The 15,994-nt window shown below is 56.4% G+C and carries 15 protein-coding genes; 3 read left to right on the top strand and 12 right to left on the bottom strand.

All coding sequences use genetic code 11. The features are described 5' to 3' along the window. Nucleotides 1–37: 37 nt before the first annotated feature. A complete protein-coding gene (fabB, locus tag ACOTY5_RS16735; protein ID WP_017383449.1) occupies nucleotides 38–1,255 on the bottom strand; it encodes a beta-ketoacyl-ACP synthase I in 1,218 nt (405 codons plus the stop codon). A 158-nt stretch (nucleotides 1,256–1,413) separates the two neighbouring features. Between fabB and mnmC the strand changes: the two genes are divergently transcribed. Beyond that, the gene (gene mnmC / locus ACOTY5_RS16730) at nucleotides 1,414–3,411 is read left to right on the top strand and encodes a bifunctional tRNA (5-methylaminomethyl-2-thiouridine)(34)-methyltransferase MnmD/FAD-dependent 5-carboxymethylaminomethyl-2-thiouridine(34) oxidoreductase MnmC (RefSeq protein WP_045141723.1); all 1,998 of its coding nucleotides are present in this window, start codon (nucleotides 1,414–1,416) and stop codon (nucleotides 3,409–3,411) included. A gap of 58 nt (nucleotides 3,412–3,469) precedes the next feature. On the opposite strand, the gene ACOTY5_RS16725 is transcribed toward mnmC, so the two are convergent. From ACOTY5_RS16725 to prmB, 6 genes are read right to left on the bottom strand one after another with little or no spacing between them, the layout of a single operon-like run. Continuing rightward, the gene (locus ACOTY5_RS16725) at nucleotides 3,470–3,748 is read right to left on the bottom strand and encodes a YfcL family protein (RefSeq protein WP_017383451.1); all 279 of its coding nucleotides are present in this window, start codon (nucleotides 3,746–3,748) and stop codon (nucleotides 3,470–3,472) included. Between the two features lie 13 nt (nucleotides 3,749–3,761). After that, complete coding sequence (locus ACOTY5_RS16720) at nucleotides 3,762–4,307, bottom strand: elongation factor P hydroxylase (RefSeq protein ID WP_003861390.1); 546 nt, start codon at nucleotides 4,305–4,307, stop codon at nucleotides 3,762–3,764. Beyond that, nucleotides 4,307–5,116 carry a sulfite exporter TauE/SafE family protein gene (locus ACOTY5_RS16715; RefSeq protein WP_003861386.1) on the bottom strand — a complete coding sequence of 270 codons (810 nt, stop codon included), beginning with the start codon at nucleotides 5,114–5,116 and terminating at the stop codon, nucleotides 4,307–4,309. The genes ACOTY5_RS16720 and ACOTY5_RS16715 overlap by 1 nt, the downstream gene beginning before the upstream one ends. Continuing rightward, nucleotides 5,116–5,940: a penicillin-insensitive murein endopeptidase gene (gene mepA, locus ACOTY5_RS16710; RefSeq protein WP_015572248.1), complete on the bottom strand. Its 825-nt coding sequence runs from the start codon at nucleotides 5,938–5,940 to the stop codon at nucleotides 5,116–5,118. Before mepA ends, ACOTY5_RS16715 begins: the two co-directional genes overlap by 1 nt. Nucleotides 5,941–5,942: 2 nt before the next feature. After that, nucleotides 5,943–7,028, bottom strand: a complete 1,086-nt coding sequence (gene aroC, locus ACOTY5_RS16705) for a chorismate synthase (RefSeq protein WP_015572247.1) — start codon at nucleotides 7,026–7,028, stop codon at nucleotides 5,943–5,945. Nucleotides 7,029–7,088: 60 nt separating this feature from the next. Beyond that, on the bottom strand, nucleotides 7,089–8,021 hold the full coding sequence (prmB, locus tag ACOTY5_RS16700; RefSeq protein ID WP_045141724.1) for a 50S ribosomal protein L3 N(5)-glutamine methyltransferase: 933 nt from the start codon (nucleotides 8,019–8,021) through the stop codon (nucleotides 7,089–7,091). A 145-nt stretch (nucleotides 8,022–8,166) separates the two neighbouring features. On the opposite strand from prmB, the gene smrB reads away from it, so the two are divergent. After that, on the top strand, nucleotides 8,167–8,718 hold the full coding sequence (gene smrB / locus ACOTY5_RS16695) for an endonuclease SmrB (RefSeq protein WP_015572246.1): 552 nt from the start codon (nucleotides 8,167–8,169) through the stop codon (nucleotides 8,716–8,718). Between the two features lie 46 nt (nucleotides 8,719–8,764). On the opposite strand, the gene sixA is transcribed toward smrB, so the two are convergent. The 4 genes from sixA to ACOTY5_RS16675 all read right to left on the bottom strand — a co-directional run bounded on the left by sixA (nucleotide 8,765) and on the right by ACOTY5_RS16675 (nucleotide 13,430). Then, a complete protein-coding gene (sixA, locus tag ACOTY5_RS16690; protein WP_003861375.1) occupies nucleotides 8,765–9,250 on the bottom strand; it encodes a phosphohistidine phosphatase SixA in 486 nt (161 codons plus the stop codon). Between the two features lie 209 nt (nucleotides 9,251–9,459). Beyond that, nucleotides 9,460–11,607 (bottom strand): fatty acid oxidation complex subunit alpha FadJ, encoded by a 2,148-nt coding sequence (gene fadJ, locus ACOTY5_RS16685; RefSeq protein WP_023295098.1) that lies wholly within the window; start codon nucleotides 11,605–11,607, stop codon nucleotides 9,460–9,462. Beyond that, the gene (gene fadI / locus ACOTY5_RS16680) at nucleotides 11,607–12,917 is read right to left on the bottom strand and encodes an acetyl-CoA C-acyltransferase FadI (RefSeq protein ID WP_017692982.1); all 1,311 of its coding nucleotides are present in this window, start codon (nucleotides 12,915–12,917) and stop codon (nucleotides 11,607–11,609) included. The genes fadJ and fadI overlap by 1 nt, the downstream gene beginning before the upstream one ends. 228 nt (nucleotides 12,918–13,145) lie before the next feature. Beyond that, the gene (locus tag ACOTY5_RS16675) at nucleotides 13,146–13,430 is read right to left on the bottom strand and encodes a YfcZ/YiiS family protein (protein ID WP_017383455.1); all 285 of its coding nucleotides are present in this window, start codon (nucleotides 13,428–13,430) and stop codon (nucleotides 13,146–13,148) included. A 372-nt stretch (nucleotides 13,431–13,802) separates the two neighbouring features. Between ACOTY5_RS16675 and fadL the strand changes: the two genes are divergently transcribed. Beyond that, nucleotides 13,803–15,086, top strand: coding sequence for a long-chain fatty acid transporter FadL (gene fadL / locus ACOTY5_RS16670; protein WP_017383456.1), 1,284 nt, complete (start codon nucleotides 13,803–13,805; stop codon nucleotides 15,084–15,086). 42 nt (nucleotides 15,087–15,128) lie between these two features. Here fadL and mlaA read toward each other — a convergent pair whose 3' ends face one another. Continuing rightward, nucleotides 15,129–15,881: a phospholipid-binding lipoprotein MlaA gene (gene mlaA, locus ACOTY5_RS16665; RefSeq protein WP_003861365.1), complete on the bottom strand. Its 753-nt coding sequence runs from the start codon at nucleotides 15,879–15,881 to the stop codon at nucleotides 15,129–15,131. Nucleotides 15,882–15,994 lie beyond the last annotated feature (113 nt).

The raw sequence follows: 15,994 nt of genomic DNA, 5'->3' as shown, positions 1-15,994 counted from the left end.
GAGCCGCGCGGCTCCCTTCTACTATACCTTCAAACGCTTACGCTTTCAGCTTACGCATCACCAGCGTGGCGTTGGTGCCGCCGAAACCGAAGCTGTTGGACATAACGGTCGTCAGCTCACGTTCGGTGGTTTCGGTCACGATGTTCAGGCCAGCCGCCTGCTCGTCCATCTCTTCGATGTTGATGCTTGGCGCGATAAAGCCGTTTTCCAGCATCAGCAGAGAGTAGATCGCTTCCTGCACGCCCGCCGCTCCCAGAGAGTGACCGGTCATGGCTTTGGTTGCAGAGATAGCCGGGCTATTGTCGCCGAACACTTCACGGATCGCACCCAGCTCTTTCACGTCGCCTACCGGCGTTGAGGTGCCGTGGGAGTTCAGGTAGTCGATTGGAGTATCAACACCGTGCATCGCCATCTTCATGCAGCGCACCGCGCCTTCACCGGATGGAGCAACCATGTCAGCGCCGTCAGACGTTGCGCCGTAGCCCACGATCTCAGCATAGATGTGCGCGCCACGCGCCAGCGCGTGTTCCAGCTCTTCAACCACAACCATACCGCCGCCGCCAGCGATAACAAAACCGTCGCGGTGTGCGTCATAAGTACGGGACGCTTTGTCTGGCGTTTCGTTGTATTTGGTGGACAGTGCGCCCATTGCGTCAAACTCACAGGCCATTTCCCAGCCCAGCTCTTCGCCGCCGCCAGCAAATACGATGTCCTGTTTGCCCAGCTGGATCTGCTCAACCGCATTACCGATACAGTGTGCGGAGGTCGCACATGCGGAGCTGATGGAGTAGTTCACACCGTGGATTTTGAACGGCGTTGCCAGGCACGCGGAAACCGCTGAACCCATGGCTTTGGTCACAACATATGGACCGACCGCTTTCAGGCCGCGCGGGCTGCGCATGGCGTCAGCACCGAACACCTGAGCTTTAGAGGAACCGCCGGAGCCTGCAATCAGGCCCACGCGTGGGTTGTTCTGGTAAGCGTCTTCGCTCAGACCAGAATCCTTGATCGCTTCCTGCATGGAAAGATAGGCGTAGATAGAGGCATCGTTCATGAAACGAACCACTTTACGGTCAATTAAACCGGTGGTGTCCAGTTTAACGTTACCCCATACGTGGCTACGCATTCCAGAATCTTTAAACTCTTCAGAGAAAGTGATCCCGGAGCGTCCTTCACGCAGAGATGCCAGGACTTCCTGCTGGTTATTACCGATGCTGGAAACGATGCCCAGGCCAGTAATCACTGCACGTTTCATTCAATACCTCTGTAAGTCGCACTATAAAAAGTTTCGAGTCGCACAATAGCGTACACTTGTACGCCGAACAAGTCCGATCAGCCATTTTCTGTGGAAATTTGCACCGATGGGCTCACATCGCTAAGATCGTGCCACTGCCTGTCGGACGAGTAACTTACGTGAAACAAAACGCCATACAACCTGCCAACCTCGAATTCAACGCTGAGGGTACACCTGTTTCCCGAGATTTTGATGACGTCTACTTTTCTAATGATAACGGACTGGAAGAGACGCGCTATGTCTTCCTCGAAGGAAATCATCTCAGCACCCGCTTCCCTGAGCATCCGCGCAGCCTGTTTGTCGTAGCGGAGAGCGGTTTCGGCACCGGGCTGAATTTTCTGACCCTCTGGCAGGCGTTCGACCAGTTTCGCGCTGCACACCCCGAGGCTACCTTACAAAGATTACATTTCATCAGTTTCGAAAAATTTCCGCTTACCGCGCACGATCTGCGGCTTGCCCATCAGCGCTGGCCGGAGCTTACCCACTGGGCGGAACAGCTTCAGGCCCAGTGGCCTCCGGCTATCGGTGGCTGTCATCGTCTGATTCTGGACGACGGACGCGTCACGCTCGACCTGTGGCTTGGCGACATTAACGACCTGACCGATAAGCTCGATGACTCAATGAATCAGAAGGTGGACGCCTGGTTCCTGGATGGTTTTGCGCCCGCCAAAAACCCGGACATGTGGAGCCCGCACCTGTTCAGTGCCATGGCACGTCTGGCGCGCCCGGGCGCGACGCTTGCCACCTTCACCTCGGCGGGATTTGTTCGCCGTGGGTTGCAGGAGGCGGGGTTTACCATGCGGAAAACCAAAGGCTTTGGCCGCAAACGCGACATGCTGGTCGGGGTGATGGAACAGGATCTGGCGATCCCGGCGCAGGCCCCCTGGTTTGCCCGTCGCGCCAGCACCTCGCGTGAGGTCGCCATTGTAGGAGGGGGTATTGCCAGCGCCCTGCTCTCGCTGGCGCTGCTGCACCGTGGCTGGCAGGTGACGCTCTACTGCGCTGACGAGGCGCCGGCGACGGGCGCATCAGGCAACCGCCAGGGCGCGCTTTATCCCTTATTAAGTTCACACGATCCGGCACTGTTCCAGTTCTTCCCGGCGGCGTTTACGTTTGCACGCCGCCTTTACGATAGCCTGCCGGTTGCGTTCGACCATGACTGGTGCGGCGTGACGCAGCTCGGCTGGGACGAGAAGAGCCAGCAGAAAATCACACAAATGCTGTCGCTGGGCCTGCCGGAAACCATCGCCCATGCCGTGACGGCACAGCAGGTTACTGAGACCGCTGGCGTCGACACCGGCTGCGGGGGTATTCAGTATCCACTCGGCGGCTGGCTGTGTCCGGCTGAACTGACTTCTGCGGCGATAGCCCTCGGGCAGTCGCGTGGGTTGACAGTGCATTATGCCCATAAGGTTCAATCGCTAAGCCGCACTGCGCACTGGAAACTGCGTTTCGCTGACGGCAAAGAGGTCCAGCATGCCAGCGTTGTGCTGGCCAACGGACATCATATCAGCCAGTTTACCCAGACAGCATCATTGCCGGTTTATCCGGTCGGCGGCCAGGTGAGCCATATTCCTGCCGCCCCCCAACTGAGCAAACTGCGTCAGGTGCTGTGTTACGACGGCTACCTGACGCCGCAAAATCCGTCCAACGGCCATCACTGCATCGGTGCCAGCTACCATCGCGGTGAAACAGATATGCAGTACAGCGAAGCGGATCAGCAGCAAAACCGCCAGCGCCTGCTCGACTGTTTCCCGGATGCGTCGTGGGCAAAAGAGGTGAATGTCGGTGAGGGTCAGGCGCGCTGCGGCGTACGCTGCGCGACCCGCGATCACCTGCCGATGGCGGGAAACGTGCCGGACTATGACGCCACGCTTGAAGTCTATCAGGATCTTGCTGACAACAAAGAAACGGCGGTAAGCGCGCCCGTTCATCCCGAGCTGTTTATGCTGGGTGGCTTAGGCTCGCGGGGATTGTGCTCCGCGCCGCTGCTGGCTGAAGCGTTAGCCGCGCAAATGAGCGACGAGCCGGTTCCGCTGGACAGGGTTACGCTCGCGGGGCTGAATCCAAACCGACTGTGGGTGCGGAAATTGCTGAAGGGGAAAATGGTCAAGTAGGGTGCGGTCTGGTGCCCTCACCCCGGCCCTCTCCCTGTGGGAGAGGGCGGTGATACACTTACTTCGCTTTCGCCTGCTGGAACAAATTGTCCCACATGCCCAGCACTAAAGACTGGTCGCGCGGAGAGAGTTCCCCGGCCAGAATGGCTTTTTCCAGGCTGCGAGTGACTTCCGCGTGAACGGCGTCGGCAGAGTGATCGTCCCCGGCTTCCAGCGCGGCTACCGCCAGCGTCAGGTGACCACGCAGATAACCGCTGGCGAACAGCTCATCATCACTGGCGTGTTCCACCATGTCATCAATTAACGCCAGAATGCGTGATTCAAATTCTGCGATCATCTTCTTTCCTCTGTTAAAGATCTTCCGGCCAAGGGAAGCATTCCGCCGTGATCTCCGGCGTGTGGTAATAATTCTGTAAAGCCTCGATCAGGCGTGCCGGACGTGCCGGGATGCCTTTCTCAAGATATTCCATCACCTGCGCATGAACGCGGCGCTGGAAGACGATACGGTCTGGCTCGAAGTCGCCTTCGAGGTTGTCACAACTTACGTTGAACGGGAAACCCGCCGCTACGCAGAACAGCCATTCGAGCGCCTGAGGTTTCACCTCCACATCTTCGAACTGCCCCTGGGTGGCGGCGTCGCGCCCGTCCGGGCAGTACCAGTAACCAAAGTCCACCAGCTCGCGACGCGCTTTCCCGGCGATACACCAGTGTGAAATTTCGTGCAAACCGCTGGCGTAAAAGCCGTGGGCAAAGATGATGCGGTTATACGGAACCTCGTCATCAGCAGGAAGATAGATCGGTTCGTCGTCGCCTTTAATCAGACGGGTATTAAAATCATCAGCAAAACAGCTATCGAAGATCTCAATCAGCTGTTCGTAGTTATGCGTACTGTTCATTAGTTCATCCCCAACCAGGTGAGGATCTCCTGTCCATGGCTGTCATAAAGAAGTTTGGCGCTCATCACCGCCGAGACGACAACAATCATCGGGCGGATCAGCTTTTGTCCTTTGCTTAATACCAGACGCGAGCCTGCGCGCGCGCCCAAAAACTGCCCTGCCATCATCACAAACCCGGTTGCCCAGATAACCTTGCCGCCAATGATAAACAGCAGCAGACCGCCAACGTTGGAGGTCGCGTTGAGGACTTTGGCGTGGGCGGTGGATTTGGCGAGGTTGAATCCGGCCAGCGTCACGAATGCCAGCGCATAAAACGAACCTGCCCCCGGGCCAAAGAAGCCATCGTAAAAACCGACGCAGCCACCGGCAATCAGCGCAAACGGCAGGCCGTGAAGACGACGCTGTCGATCTTCTTCCCCGAGCTTTGGCATCAGCAGGAAATAGAGGCCGATACAGATAACCAGCAGCGGCAGGATCTGGCGCAGAATGTCGGACTGTACGTGCTGGACCAGCAGCGCACCCGCCGTTGAGCCAATAAACGTCATCAGGATATTGAGCTTCTGATCGGCGAGATTCACCACTTTGCGCCGGATGAAATAGAGCGACGAGGAGAGCGAACCGCCGCATGCCTGGAGTTTGTTGGTGGCAAGCGCCTGGGCAGGGCTCATGCCTGCCGCCAGCAGCGCCGGAACGGTGAGCAACCCGCCGCCGCCCGCCAGGGCATCGATAAATCCGGCTAACATCGCAACAAAAAAGAGCACCGCCAGCAGCAGCGGTGACACCATGAATAGATCGACGAAATTATCCATTAAAGTACATGCTCATCCAGTAGCGCCTGGCAGGAAGGCGGCAACGGAGGCGGTGTCTTCTTCTCAGGCTTAGAGGTTCCAGGCTTGGCTGGTTCAAACCAGCTTTGCAGTTCGTAACCACAACCATCGCCAGGCGGTGGCAGCGGCTGATCTTCACATTCCAGGCTGTTCGCCGGACAGCGCAGGCGAACATGCATATGCGCCCGGTGCTGGAACCACGGGCGCACTTTACGCAACCAGTCGCGATCCGTTCCCGCATCCAGGCAAAGCTGCTGCTTGATGGCCGGATTAACAAAGATCCGCGTGACGTCGTTATCCTCTGCCGCCAGCTTAATCATGCTGGAAATTTCCGGCGACCAGCGCGAGGCGACGACCCGTTTACCGTCGGCCGAGACCAGATCCAGCGCCTGCGGTTTCAGCAGCTGCGCTGAGCTCCAGCGCGTTTTCGGCAATTGCAGGAAGATATCCACATCCAGTCCGGTCTGGTGGCTGGCGTGACCGCCGTTGAAGCGACCACCGGCAGGCATCCCCATATCGCCAATCAGCACCGTCCCCAGCCCCAGGTTATGCACCTGGTTGCCAAGACGCTGAATAAACAGCAGCAGGTCAGGATGGCCGAAATAACGGCGCTGATCGGTACGCATCACCTGATAAGTATCCGACTGCAACGGCAGCGCCTGCGCACCGACGATACACCCGTTGGAGAAAGCGCCAATGGACTGCGCACTCCCCGCTACCGGGTGGGTGATTTTCTGCCACGGCGTAGCGGCCAGGCTTGCTCCACTGGCCAGCAGCGCCAGCAGAGCGATTGCGGTTTTTTTCATAGTTACCAGCGTGGAATGGTGGTCGTCACATCCGCATTCTGCGCGCGCTGGCGCAGGAAGTGATCCATCAGCACGATCGCCAGCATCGCTTCTGCGATCGGCACCGCGCGGATCCCCACGCACGGATCGTGACGCCCTTTGGTGATCATCTCAACTTCATCGCCAGCGCGGTTAATCGTGTGGCCCGGGACGGTAATGCTGGACGTTGGCTTCAGCGCAATATTGGCAATAATTTGCTGCCCGCTGCTGATGCCACCCAGAATGCCGCCCGCATGGTTGCTCTGGAAACCCGCCTTCGTGATTTCGTCGCGGTTCTGGCTGCCGCGAAGCTTGACCACGTCAAAACCGTCGCCGATTTCAACGCCTTTCACCGCGTTGATGCTCATCAGCGCGTGGGCGATATCGGCGTCAAGGCGGTCAAATACCGGCTCGCCCCAGCCAGCCGGCACGCCGTCGGCCACCACGGTGACTTTCGCACCAATGGAGTCGCCCTCTTTTTTCAGGCCACGCATCAGCTCATCCAGCGCGTCCAGCTTGTCGGCATCGGCGCAGAAGAACGGGTTGAGCTCTACCTGATCCCAGTCTTTGATTGCCAGCGGAATGTCGCCCATCTGGGACAGACAGCCGCGGATAACGATGCCGAATTTCTGCTGGAGATATTTTTTGGCAATTGCCCCTGCCGCCACGCGCATCGCGGTTTCACGCGCGGAAGAACGTCCGCCGCCGCGATAGTCGCGAAAGCCATATTTTTGTTCGTAGGTATAGTCGGCGTGACCAGGACGGAAAACGTCCTTAATCGCGCCGTAGTCCTGAGAACGCTGATCGGTGTTTTCAATCAGCAGGCCAATGCTGGTTCCTGTGGTACGGCCTTCAAATACGCCGGAGAGAATTTTGACCTGGTCCGGCTCGCGACGCTGCGTGGTGTAGCGAGAGGTACCCGGACGACGACGGTCAAGGTCATGCTGTAAATCGGCTTCGGTCAGTTCGATGCCTGGCGGGACGCCATCAACGATACAACCCAGTGCCAGACCGTGCGACTCGCCAAAGGTGGTCACACGGAATACCTGTCCAATACTGTTTCCTGCCATCACGGCTCCGATGTTGTTGTTTGTGTTTGAGCGTTGTGAAACGGGCCGAAGCCCGCTGGATTAATCTTTGTAAATGCTGAAGTATTCGCGTGCATCAAGCAGTTGCGCCTTGGTCAGCATAAAGACGCCGTCACCGCCGTTGTCGAACTCAAGCCAGGTGAACGGCACATCCGGGTACTGCTCTATCAGATGTACCATGCTGTTGCCTACTTCACAAATCAGAACGCCGTCGTCGGTCAGATAATCCGGCGCGCACGCCAGGATGCGGCGGGTCAGCTTCAGCCCGTCAGAACCTGACGCCAGGCCCAGCTCCGGCTCGTGACGATACTCGTTCGGCAGGTCGGACATATCTTCTGCATCCACGTACGGCGGATTGGTGACGATCAGGTCGTATTGCAGCGTCGGCAGGTCGCGGAACAGGTCAGAGCGGATAGGCGTGACGTGATGAATCAGCCCGTGCTCTTCAATGTTGTGTTCGGTGACGGCCAGCGCGTCGGTGGAGATATCGACGGCGTCCACTTCCGCTTCCGGGAAGGCGTACGCGCAGGCAATGGCTATGCAGCCGCTGCCGGTGCACATATCAAGAATGTGCTGCGGGTGATGGTTAATCAGGCCGTCAAAATGGTTGTTGATCAGCTCGCCAATCGGCGAACGCGGCACCAGCACGCGCTCATCAACATAGAATTCGTGGCCGCAGAACCAGGCTTTGTTGGTCAGGTAAGCCACCGGAATGCGCTCGTTTACGCGACGGATCACGCGCTCAACGATGCGGTGTTTTTCACTGGAGGTCAGGCGCGCGGTGCGCATGTCTTCCGGAATATCCAGCGGCAGGTAGAGAGACGGCAGCACCAGCTGCACGGCCTCATCCCACGGGTTGTCGGTACCGTGTCCGTACCAGATATTGGCGGCGCTGAAGCGGCTAACCGACCAGCGCAACATGTCCTGTATGGTATGCAGCTCGTTTACTGCTTCATCGACAAAAATTTTATCCACTCTTTCCTCCAGGGCATGCTCGCATAATTTTCGGCGGCTAGTTTGCCATGAAGACGGCGATAAATCAGCAATGACGCGTACCGCTTGAGGTTAAAAAATGCGTTTAGTCGGGTACACTATCGGAAATACGAGATGAGAATGACGAATGAAAAAGAAAACATCGCTCAGCGAGGAGGATCAGGCTCTATTCCGCCAGCTGATGACCGGGACGCGTCAAATCACGCACGACACCATTGTCCATCGCCCGCAGCGTAAAAAAGTCAGCGAGGTACCGGTCAAACGGTTGCTCCAGGAGCAGGCCGATAACAGCCACTATTTTTCAGATGAGTTTCAGCCGCTGCTAAATACCCAGGGTGCGGTGAAATACGTGCGCGAAGACGTCAGCCATTTTGAACTGAAAAAATTACGCCGGGGAGATTACTCGCCGGAGCTGTTCCTCGATCTGCATGGGTTGACCCAGATGCAGGCGAAACAGGAGCTGGGGGCGTTGATCGCGGCATGTCGTCGCGAGCATGTTTTTTGCGCCTGCGTGATGCACGGCCACGGCAAACATATTCTTAAGCAACAGACACCGCTGTGGCTGGCTCAGCATCCACACGTGATGGCTTTTCATCAGGCGCCAAAAGAGTACGGCGGAGATGCCGCATTGCTGGTATTGATTGAGGTGGAGGAGTGGCAGCCGCCAGAATTGCCCTGACAGGATGGCGGGAGGCACGCTGCACCCCGCCATATCGCACGTCACGTCAGATGGCTTTTGCCATCTTCAGGTTGCACGGACTCATTTGCCAGTTAAAGACCCCTTTGCCGGTTTCGTCGAGGGTGACGTTGGCAATGGCGGACGTTGTGAACATCGGTGGCGTTTCGCCCGGGCACAGCTCAGATACCAGATAGCCGACCAGCGGCAGGTGGGAAATGACCAGTGCGGAAGCGACACCTTCATTGCACAGCGCCTGAAGGTAAGCACTGACAAGGCCAACATCGCCACACGGCGTGAGTTCAGGGAGAACATCCACACTGGATGGCAGGTTCATACACTCCCCTACCACATCCAGCGTCTGTTCTGCCCGCAGGAACGGACTCACCAGAACGCGTTCAATGTCCACTTTTTGACCTTTAAGCCATGTCGCCATCTGACGGGATTCGTCGCAGCCACAGACGGTTAAAGGACGTACTGAGTCACTGGCGGCATCGAGTGCCGCGTCGCCGTGACGCATGATAAAAACTTGCATATTGCACCGCTTTTGTTAACCAGAATCACCGGCGTTAACTACCCGCGATTAATGCTCTGAGGTAGAAAACCCGATGGCCGGGCATTGTGCCTGATCCATTCGGTGAATGAAACGCTGTTTTTTACCTCAATGGCGTAAGTATAGTCAATCTCTGTTTACAATTTCGCCAGAACAGGTTCCATCACCTCAGGATTTACCCTTCTTTGACTTCAGTTTACGCAATCAGTTTCCCTTGCGGGCCAGAATGTCTGACCCCGTTCCGCCATCTGCAATAATTCGTCACAAGGTGTAAATCGTGGACCATATTGCGAGGCCAGACGTTGCAGGATCGCAACCACTTCACCCGCCCCGAGGGTATCCATATACCGGAACGGACCGCCAAGGAATGGCGGAAAACCGATACCAAACACGGCGCCGATGTCGCCGTCGCGCGCGCTTTTGATCACCTGCTCACCAAAGCAGCGCGCCGCTTCATTGAGCATCATCATCACGCAGCGCTCAGCACACTGAACCGCCGACAGTTTTCCCTGACCCGTGACAGGAATAAGCGCATAAACCGAAGGGTCGACCTGTTTCTTGCTTTTACGCCCTTTCGCGGCGTAAAGATAGAAACCGCGTTCATTTTTTCTGCCTTTGCGATCGTCCTTCAAAATTGCAGAAACAAAGTTTGCAGGCGGCGCAAAACGATCGCCATAAGCCGCTTCCAGCACAGGGATAATTTTAGTCCCCGTATCAATTCCTACCTCATCCAAAAGTTGGATTGGGCCGACGGGGAAACCAAACTTCACCAGGGCGTCATCGACGTGCTCAATTTTCTCCCCTTCCGTCAGCAACCGCATCGCTTCGTTAATGTACGGCGCCAGAATGCGGTTGACGTAGAAGCCAGCTTTGTCCGCGACCACAATGGGGGTTTTGCCCTGTTTTTTCGCCAGCTTCACCACGGTGGCAATAGTCTGCGGGCTGGTTGTGGCATGCGGGATAACCTCCACCAGCGGCATTTTTTCGACAGGGCTGAAATAGTGCAGCCCTATCACCTGCTCCGGGCGCACGGCTTTCGCCGCGATGTCGCCGATCGGCAAAGACGAGGTGTTTGACGCGAAAATGGTGTGCGGCGCGCAATGCTGTTCAACGTCCGCCACCATCTGCTGCTTAAGGGCGAGATCTTCGAACACGGCTTCAATCACCAGATCGCGGTGTGCAAACCCACTGTAGTCGGTGGCGCCAGTGATCATCGCGAGGGTTTTATCGCGCTCACTGGCCTTGATATGGCGGCGCTTCACTTTGCGATCAAGGTTCTGCCAGCTGTACTGCAACGCGTGGTTGATACCTTTAGGATTGATATCTTTGATACGTACGGGCAATTTGCCTTTGCTGGCGGTGACAAATGCGATGCCGCCGCCCATCAGCCCACCACCCAGAACGCCAACGGCGCGCAGCGGAGCCGGTTCAGCTTCACTGCCCGGATCTTTTTTAACCTCCGTGCTGGCAAAGAAAATGCCGCGCAGCGCCTGCGACTGCGGCGTCATCGCCAGCTCGCCAAAGGCTTTCGCTTCCGCAGCATAACCGCTGCTGCTGCCCTGCGATAAACCGGTTTCAATCACCTTCAGAATGCGCGTCGCTGCCGGATAGTTCCCTTTGGTTTTTTGCTCGGTTTTTTTACCCACCATATTGAACAGCAGCGTGCGCCCCAGCGGCCCGGCGAGGATACGCTCGCGCACCGGCAGAGGGCGTTTCGCCTGACGACCTTTCAGCGCCCGCTCAACGGCGGCCTCAAGCAAGATGGCGTGCGGAACGACCTCATCAACCAGACCCGCCTTTAACGCCTGACGGGCGCGCAGCTGTTTACCGGTTAAAATCATCTCCAGCGCCGTACTGACGCCTACCAGACGCGGCAGGCGCTGCGTGCCACCTGAACCGGGCAGCAATCCAAGCTGTACCTCCGGCAGTCCGAGTACGGTTTTCGCATCGTCGGTACAAATTCGGCTGTGACAGGCCAGCGCCAGCTCAAGCCCACCGCCCAGGCAGGCCCCGTGGATCGCAGCGACAACGGGTATCGACAGCGCATGGATCTCCGCCATTACCTGCTGCCCCTGACGGGCCAGGTCTTCTGCTTCCTGGGCGCTTTTCGCCCGGGCAATCATGTTGATATCGGCCCCGGCAATAAAGTTATCCGGCTTTGCGGAGATAAATACCAGGCCACGTATCGCTTTGTTTTCGCGGATCTGTCTGAGCATCGCACGCACCTGAACGCCGAACTCGGCCTTCAGGGTGTTCATCTTTTCGTCGGGTACATCAATGGTGATAACAGCCACGTTATCAAGGCGAACAGCCAGATTAAATGCAGATGTCGTTTCCATTATTCAGCCTCCAGAACCATTGCTGCACCCAGGCCGCCCGCCGCACAGGCGGTAACGAGACCAAAACCGCCGCCGCGGCGACGCAGCTCGTGCAAAGTCTGGGTTATCATTCTCGCGCCGGTCGCCGCAAATGGATGGCCGTAGGCGATGGATCCGCCAAGCACGTTAAACTTACTCTGATCCACTTCGCCGGTCGCGTGGGCGCGGCCCAGTACATCGCGCGCGAAGCGCTCGCTTGCCAGCAGCTGAATGTTTGCCAGGGTTTGTGCGGCAAAGGCTTCGTGCATATCGATCAGGGTTAAGTCAGCCAGCGTCAACCCCGCACGCTCCAGCGCCAGCGGCGTGGACCAGGCCGGACCGAGCAGCATGTCCTGCCAGACATCAATGGCGGTAAAGGCGTAGCTACGCAAATAGCCCAGCGGTGTTATGCCAAGCTCTTTCGCCCGGGATTCCGTCATCAGGATCACGGCGGCGGCACCGTCCGTCAGTGGCGTACTGTTGGCCGCCGTAACGGTGCCATGTTTACGATCAAACGCCGGGCGCAGTTTTGCGTAATCCTCCAGCGTCGAGGTGCCACGGATATTGTTATCTTCCACCAGCGGTTCGCGGAAAGGCGGGATGTAAGCCGTCATCACCTCGTCGGCAAGTTTGCCTTCCGACCACGCCTTCGCAGCGAGCTGATGCGAGCGATGCGCCAGTGCATCCTGCTGTTCGCGGGTAATACCGTAGGTTTTTGCCATCTGCTCGGCAGTGTCGCCCATACGCAGGCCGGTGGAGTATTCAGCAACGGCAGGTGGCACGGGCATGAGGTCACGCAGACGTAAACGCGAGAAGAGTTTGAGCTTCGCACCGGTGGTCCGGGCTTTGTTGGCATCCACGAGGATGCGGGCCAGCTGTTTGCTAACACCGATGGGCAGCACGGATGAGGAATCCGCGCCGCCGGCGATCCCCGCGCGAATGGTCCCCGCCATCAGGCTTTCCGCCACGTTCGCCACCGCCTGGAAACTGGTGGCGCAGGCGCGGCTGACGCTGTATGCGTCGGTGTGAACATTCATGCCGGTGCCCAGCACGATTTCACGTGCGATATTGGGCGCTTCCGGCATTTGCACCACCTGGCCGAAAACCAGTTGCTCAATAACCTCTGGCGGGATCTCGCTGCGAGCCAGCATCTCCCCCACCACCATTTTTCCCAGATCGACAGCCGGTATACCGTGAAACGCGGTTGCCTGACGCGCAAACGGCGTACGTAACCCGCTGACAATGGCAATGCGGTCACCGTGTCGGGTGATAAGCGGTAATGCCTGACTCATAACACTCCCCTGTAAAAAAATTTTGCGCACACATTAAGTGGTCTGACCTGATAATAGTCTTAACTATTTTTTTACATTGAGCCAATCGGGGAAGCGAAAAATTGCGAGCTAAGGCACAGAGAAGAAAAAGAAAATGCCCCTGCATGGCAGAGGCATTTGTGAGATTTGTTGCCGGGTTGCGGCGTTGCCTTACCCGGCCTACACGATCGTAGGCCCGTGCAAAAAGTATTAACGCAGGCCCAGCTGGAAGATCAGCGTTTCTGCTTCGCAGGCGAACACAAAGTCGATATCCAGCCGCACGCCGCCTTCCACTTCCGTGAAGGTGGATTTGATTTCACACGGATCGGATTCGACTTCACGCGCGCGCTGGCTCAGCGCGGCCAGCGTCTCTTCCGCTTCAGCGCGGTTAGGGAATACGCGGCTGTAAGAGGCGGTGCAATCGGTGTTGTCCATAATGGTGCCAACATCCATACAGCAGCAAACCGGGGTTTCATCAGCACTGCATTTACTCATAGCTCAATTTCCTCTGTATTCGCGCAGGGCGCGAGATAAACACGATGCGTCTATTTTACGCCCCCGGACGAGCCCCCTCCAGCCGTTAATGGCGCAAAATCGGATAAGTGAGCAATATCACACTAAAAAATGATCTAAAACAAAATTCCCCTTTTCAGAGGAATCGCACTGGTCACAATTTTGCCAACCAGATCTCGTTTCAAGAAACATATCTGAAAATATTAATAAACAAACTTGCAACATCCCAGCTGGTCAGACCTATACTCTCGCCACTGGTCTGATTTGTAAGTCATACCTCAGACCCTACACTTCGCGCTCCTGTTACGGTATGTAACAATTATTGAATAAAAATAACTCAATGAGGTTATGGTCATGAGCCAGAAAACCCTGTTCAAACAAACTGCTTTAGCAGTTGCAGTGGCAATCGTCTCAACGTCCGCCTGGTCAGCGGGCTTCCAGTTAAACGAATTTTCTTCCTCTGGCCTTGGCCGTGCGTATTCCGGGGAAGGTGCGATTGCCGATGACGCAGGCAACGCGAGTCGTAACCCGGCACTGATCATGATGTTTGATCGCCCTACCTTCTCTGCCGGTGCGGTTTACATCGATCCTGATGTCAATATTTCTGGCAAATCTCAGTTCACCGGCGCAGATCTGAAGGCGGATAACATTGCGCCGACCGCGTGGGTGCCTAACCTGCACTTTGTTGCGCCAATCAATGAACAGTTTGGTTGGGGTGCCTCTGTCACCTCTAACTATGGCCTGGCAACGGAGTTCAATAATAACTATCCGGCCGGGGAATACGGCGGTAAAACCGACCTGACGACCCTGAACCTCAACCTGAGCGGCGCATATCGTCTGAACGATAACTGGAGCTTTGGTCTGGGCTTTGATGCTGTCTACGCCGATGCAAAAATCGAGCGTTACTCCGGGGAGCAAACTGCTGCACTGCCGAAAAACAGCAATAAAATTGCCAGCCTGAAAGGTGATGAATGGGGTTACGGCTGGAACGCCGGTATCCTGTATGAACTGGATAAAAACAACCGCTGGGGTCTGACCTATCGCTCAGAAGTGAAAATTGATTTCGATGGCGATTACAAAAGCGGCATCCTGAGCCCAGTCAACGGTATGGTCCCAGGCGCGGGCACCACCATTCCATGGGGTACCTCGAATCAAACCGTACCGGGTTCACTGTCGCTGCATCTGCCAGAAATGTGGGAAGTGTCAGGTTATAACCGCGTTGCGCCGCAGTGGGCAATTCACTACAGCCTCGCGTATACCAGCTGGAGCCAGTTCGAGGAGCTTAAAGCCACCGGCAGCAACGGCCAGACGCTGTTCTATAAAGACGAAAGCTTCCACGATGCTTACCGTATCGCGCTTGGTACGACCTATTATATGGATGACAACTGGACGTTCCGTACCGGCGTGGCATTTGATGACAGCCCGGTACCGGCCGATAAACGTTCTATCTCCATTCCGGATCAGGACCGTTTCTGGGTGAGTGCGGGGGCAACCTACGCGTTCAACGAGAATGCCTCTATCGACGCGGGCGTGTCGTACATGCATGGCCAGAAGGTGACCTTCCAGGAAGGCCCGTACGAGTTTTCCTCTGAAGGTAAAGCCTGGCTGTTTGGTACCAACTTCAACTACGCGTTCTAATCCCAACACGATTAAAAAAGGTGAGCATTGCTCACCTTTTTTTTATTCCGAATCGATATCTTTTAATTCGTTCTCGATGGCTTTCGCGTTCGGATTATCTTCCGGCTTCAGCTTACCGCCGTTGGCAATAAAGTCATGGTTCTGGAAGTAGGCCTCGCGCACCATGATGTACGGATCGGAAGACTGACGCAGCAGACCATCAGAATCCAGCAGTTGCGCACGCGTTTCAATTCCTTCCACGGTCCATTTACCAATCGACAGCGGCCAGGTGAGCCATGACAGTACAGGATACAGCGTATCCACCATGTCGCCGCCATCATCACGCACGGTAAAGCTGCCGTAGAATGGCAGGTGCACATACGGACCATAACCTACGCCATAATGACCCAGCGTGCTGCCGAAACGGTGCGGCTGTTCACGCTGTAATTTCGGGTTCGCCATGCCTGCGACATCAATTAAGCCGCCCATACCCAGCAGGGAGTTCAGGAAGAAGCGGGTGAAATGCACCATCCCCTGATACGGGTCGCCCTGAAGGAAGTAGTTGACCATAACCGCTGGCTCTTCCAGGTTACTGGTAAAGTTGCTCAGCCCGTTACGCGCCGGCTGCGGAACATAGTCACGCCATGCCACGGCAACCGGACGAACCAGATATGGATCCAGCACATTATAGTTAAAGCTGTACATTGAACGGTTAAATCCTTCGAGAGGATCGGAGCGTCCCGTTTGCTCGCCAGAGCTGGCGCAGCCCACAAGCATTGTTACGCCCAGCGCAAGCGCCGACAGCCGAAGCTTCATAAATTTCTCCCTGTTCAATATGGCTATCGTTGAATGCCATCTGTGACGGAGCCGGTGATGCTCCGCCTGAAACGTGCAAGTGATTGTAACAGCACGCTTACCGATGTCTACGA

It is taken from the genome of Enterobacter cloacae complex sp. SHL018, assembly GCF_049237905.1.
GTDB classification, from domain to species: Bacteria; Pseudomonadota; Gammaproteobacteria; order Enterobacterales; family Enterobacteriaceae; genus Enterobacter; species Enterobacter hormaechei_C.
Note: the sequence above shows the minus strand (reverse complement) of the source record. Positions and strands in the feature narration are given on the sequence as shown.

Bases quoted from the DNA above. Each gene is read 5' to 3' on its own strand.
- fabB (WP_017383449.1), bottom strand. From the start codon at position 1,255: ATGAAACGTGCAGTGATTACTGGCCTGGGCATCGTTTCCAGCATCGGT.
- ACOTY5_RS16725 (WP_017383451.1), bottom strand. From the start codon at position 3,748: ATGATCGCAGAATTTGAATCACGCATTCTGGCGTTAATTGATGACATG.
- ACOTY5_RS16720 (WP_003861390.1), bottom strand. From the start codon at position 4,307: ATGAACAGTACGCATAACTACGAACAGCTGATTGAGATCTTCGATAGC.
- ACOTY5_RS16715 (WP_003861386.1), bottom strand. From the start codon at position 5,116: ATGGATAATTTCGTCGATCTATTCATGGTGTCACCGCTGCTGCTGGCG.
- mepA (WP_015572248.1), bottom strand. From the start codon at position 5,940: ATGAAAAAAACCGCAATCGCTCTGCTGGCGCTGCTGGCCAGTGGAGCA.
- aroC (WP_015572247.1), bottom strand. From the start codon at position 7,028: ATGGCAGGAAACAGTATTGGACAGGTATTCCGTGTGACCACCTTTGGC.
- smrB (WP_015572246.1), top strand. From the start codon at position 8,167: ATGAAAAAGAAAACATCGCTCAGCGAGGAGGATCAGGCTCTATTCCGC.
- sixA (WP_003861375.1), bottom strand. From the start codon at position 9,250: ATGCAAGTTTTTATCATGCGTCACGGCGACGCGGCACTCGATGCCGCC.
- fadJ (WP_023295098.1), bottom strand. From the start codon at position 11,607: ATGGAAACGACATCTGCATTTAATCTGGCTGTTCGCCTTGATAACGTG.
- fadI (WP_017692982.1), bottom strand. From the start codon at position 12,917: ATGAGTCAGGCATTACCGCTTATCACCCGACACGGTGACCGCATTGCC.
- ACOTY5_RS16675 (WP_017383455.1), bottom strand. From the start codon at position 13,430: ATGAGTAAATGCAGTGCTGATGAAACCCCGGTTTGCTGCTGTATGGAT.
- fadL (WP_017383456.1), top strand. From the start codon at position 13,803: ATGAGCCAGAAAACCCTGTTCAAACAAACTGCTTTAGCAGTTGCAGTG.
- mlaA (WP_003861365.1), bottom strand. From the start codon at position 15,881: ATGAAGCTTCGGCTGTCGGCGCTTGCGCTGGGCGTAACAATGCTTGTG.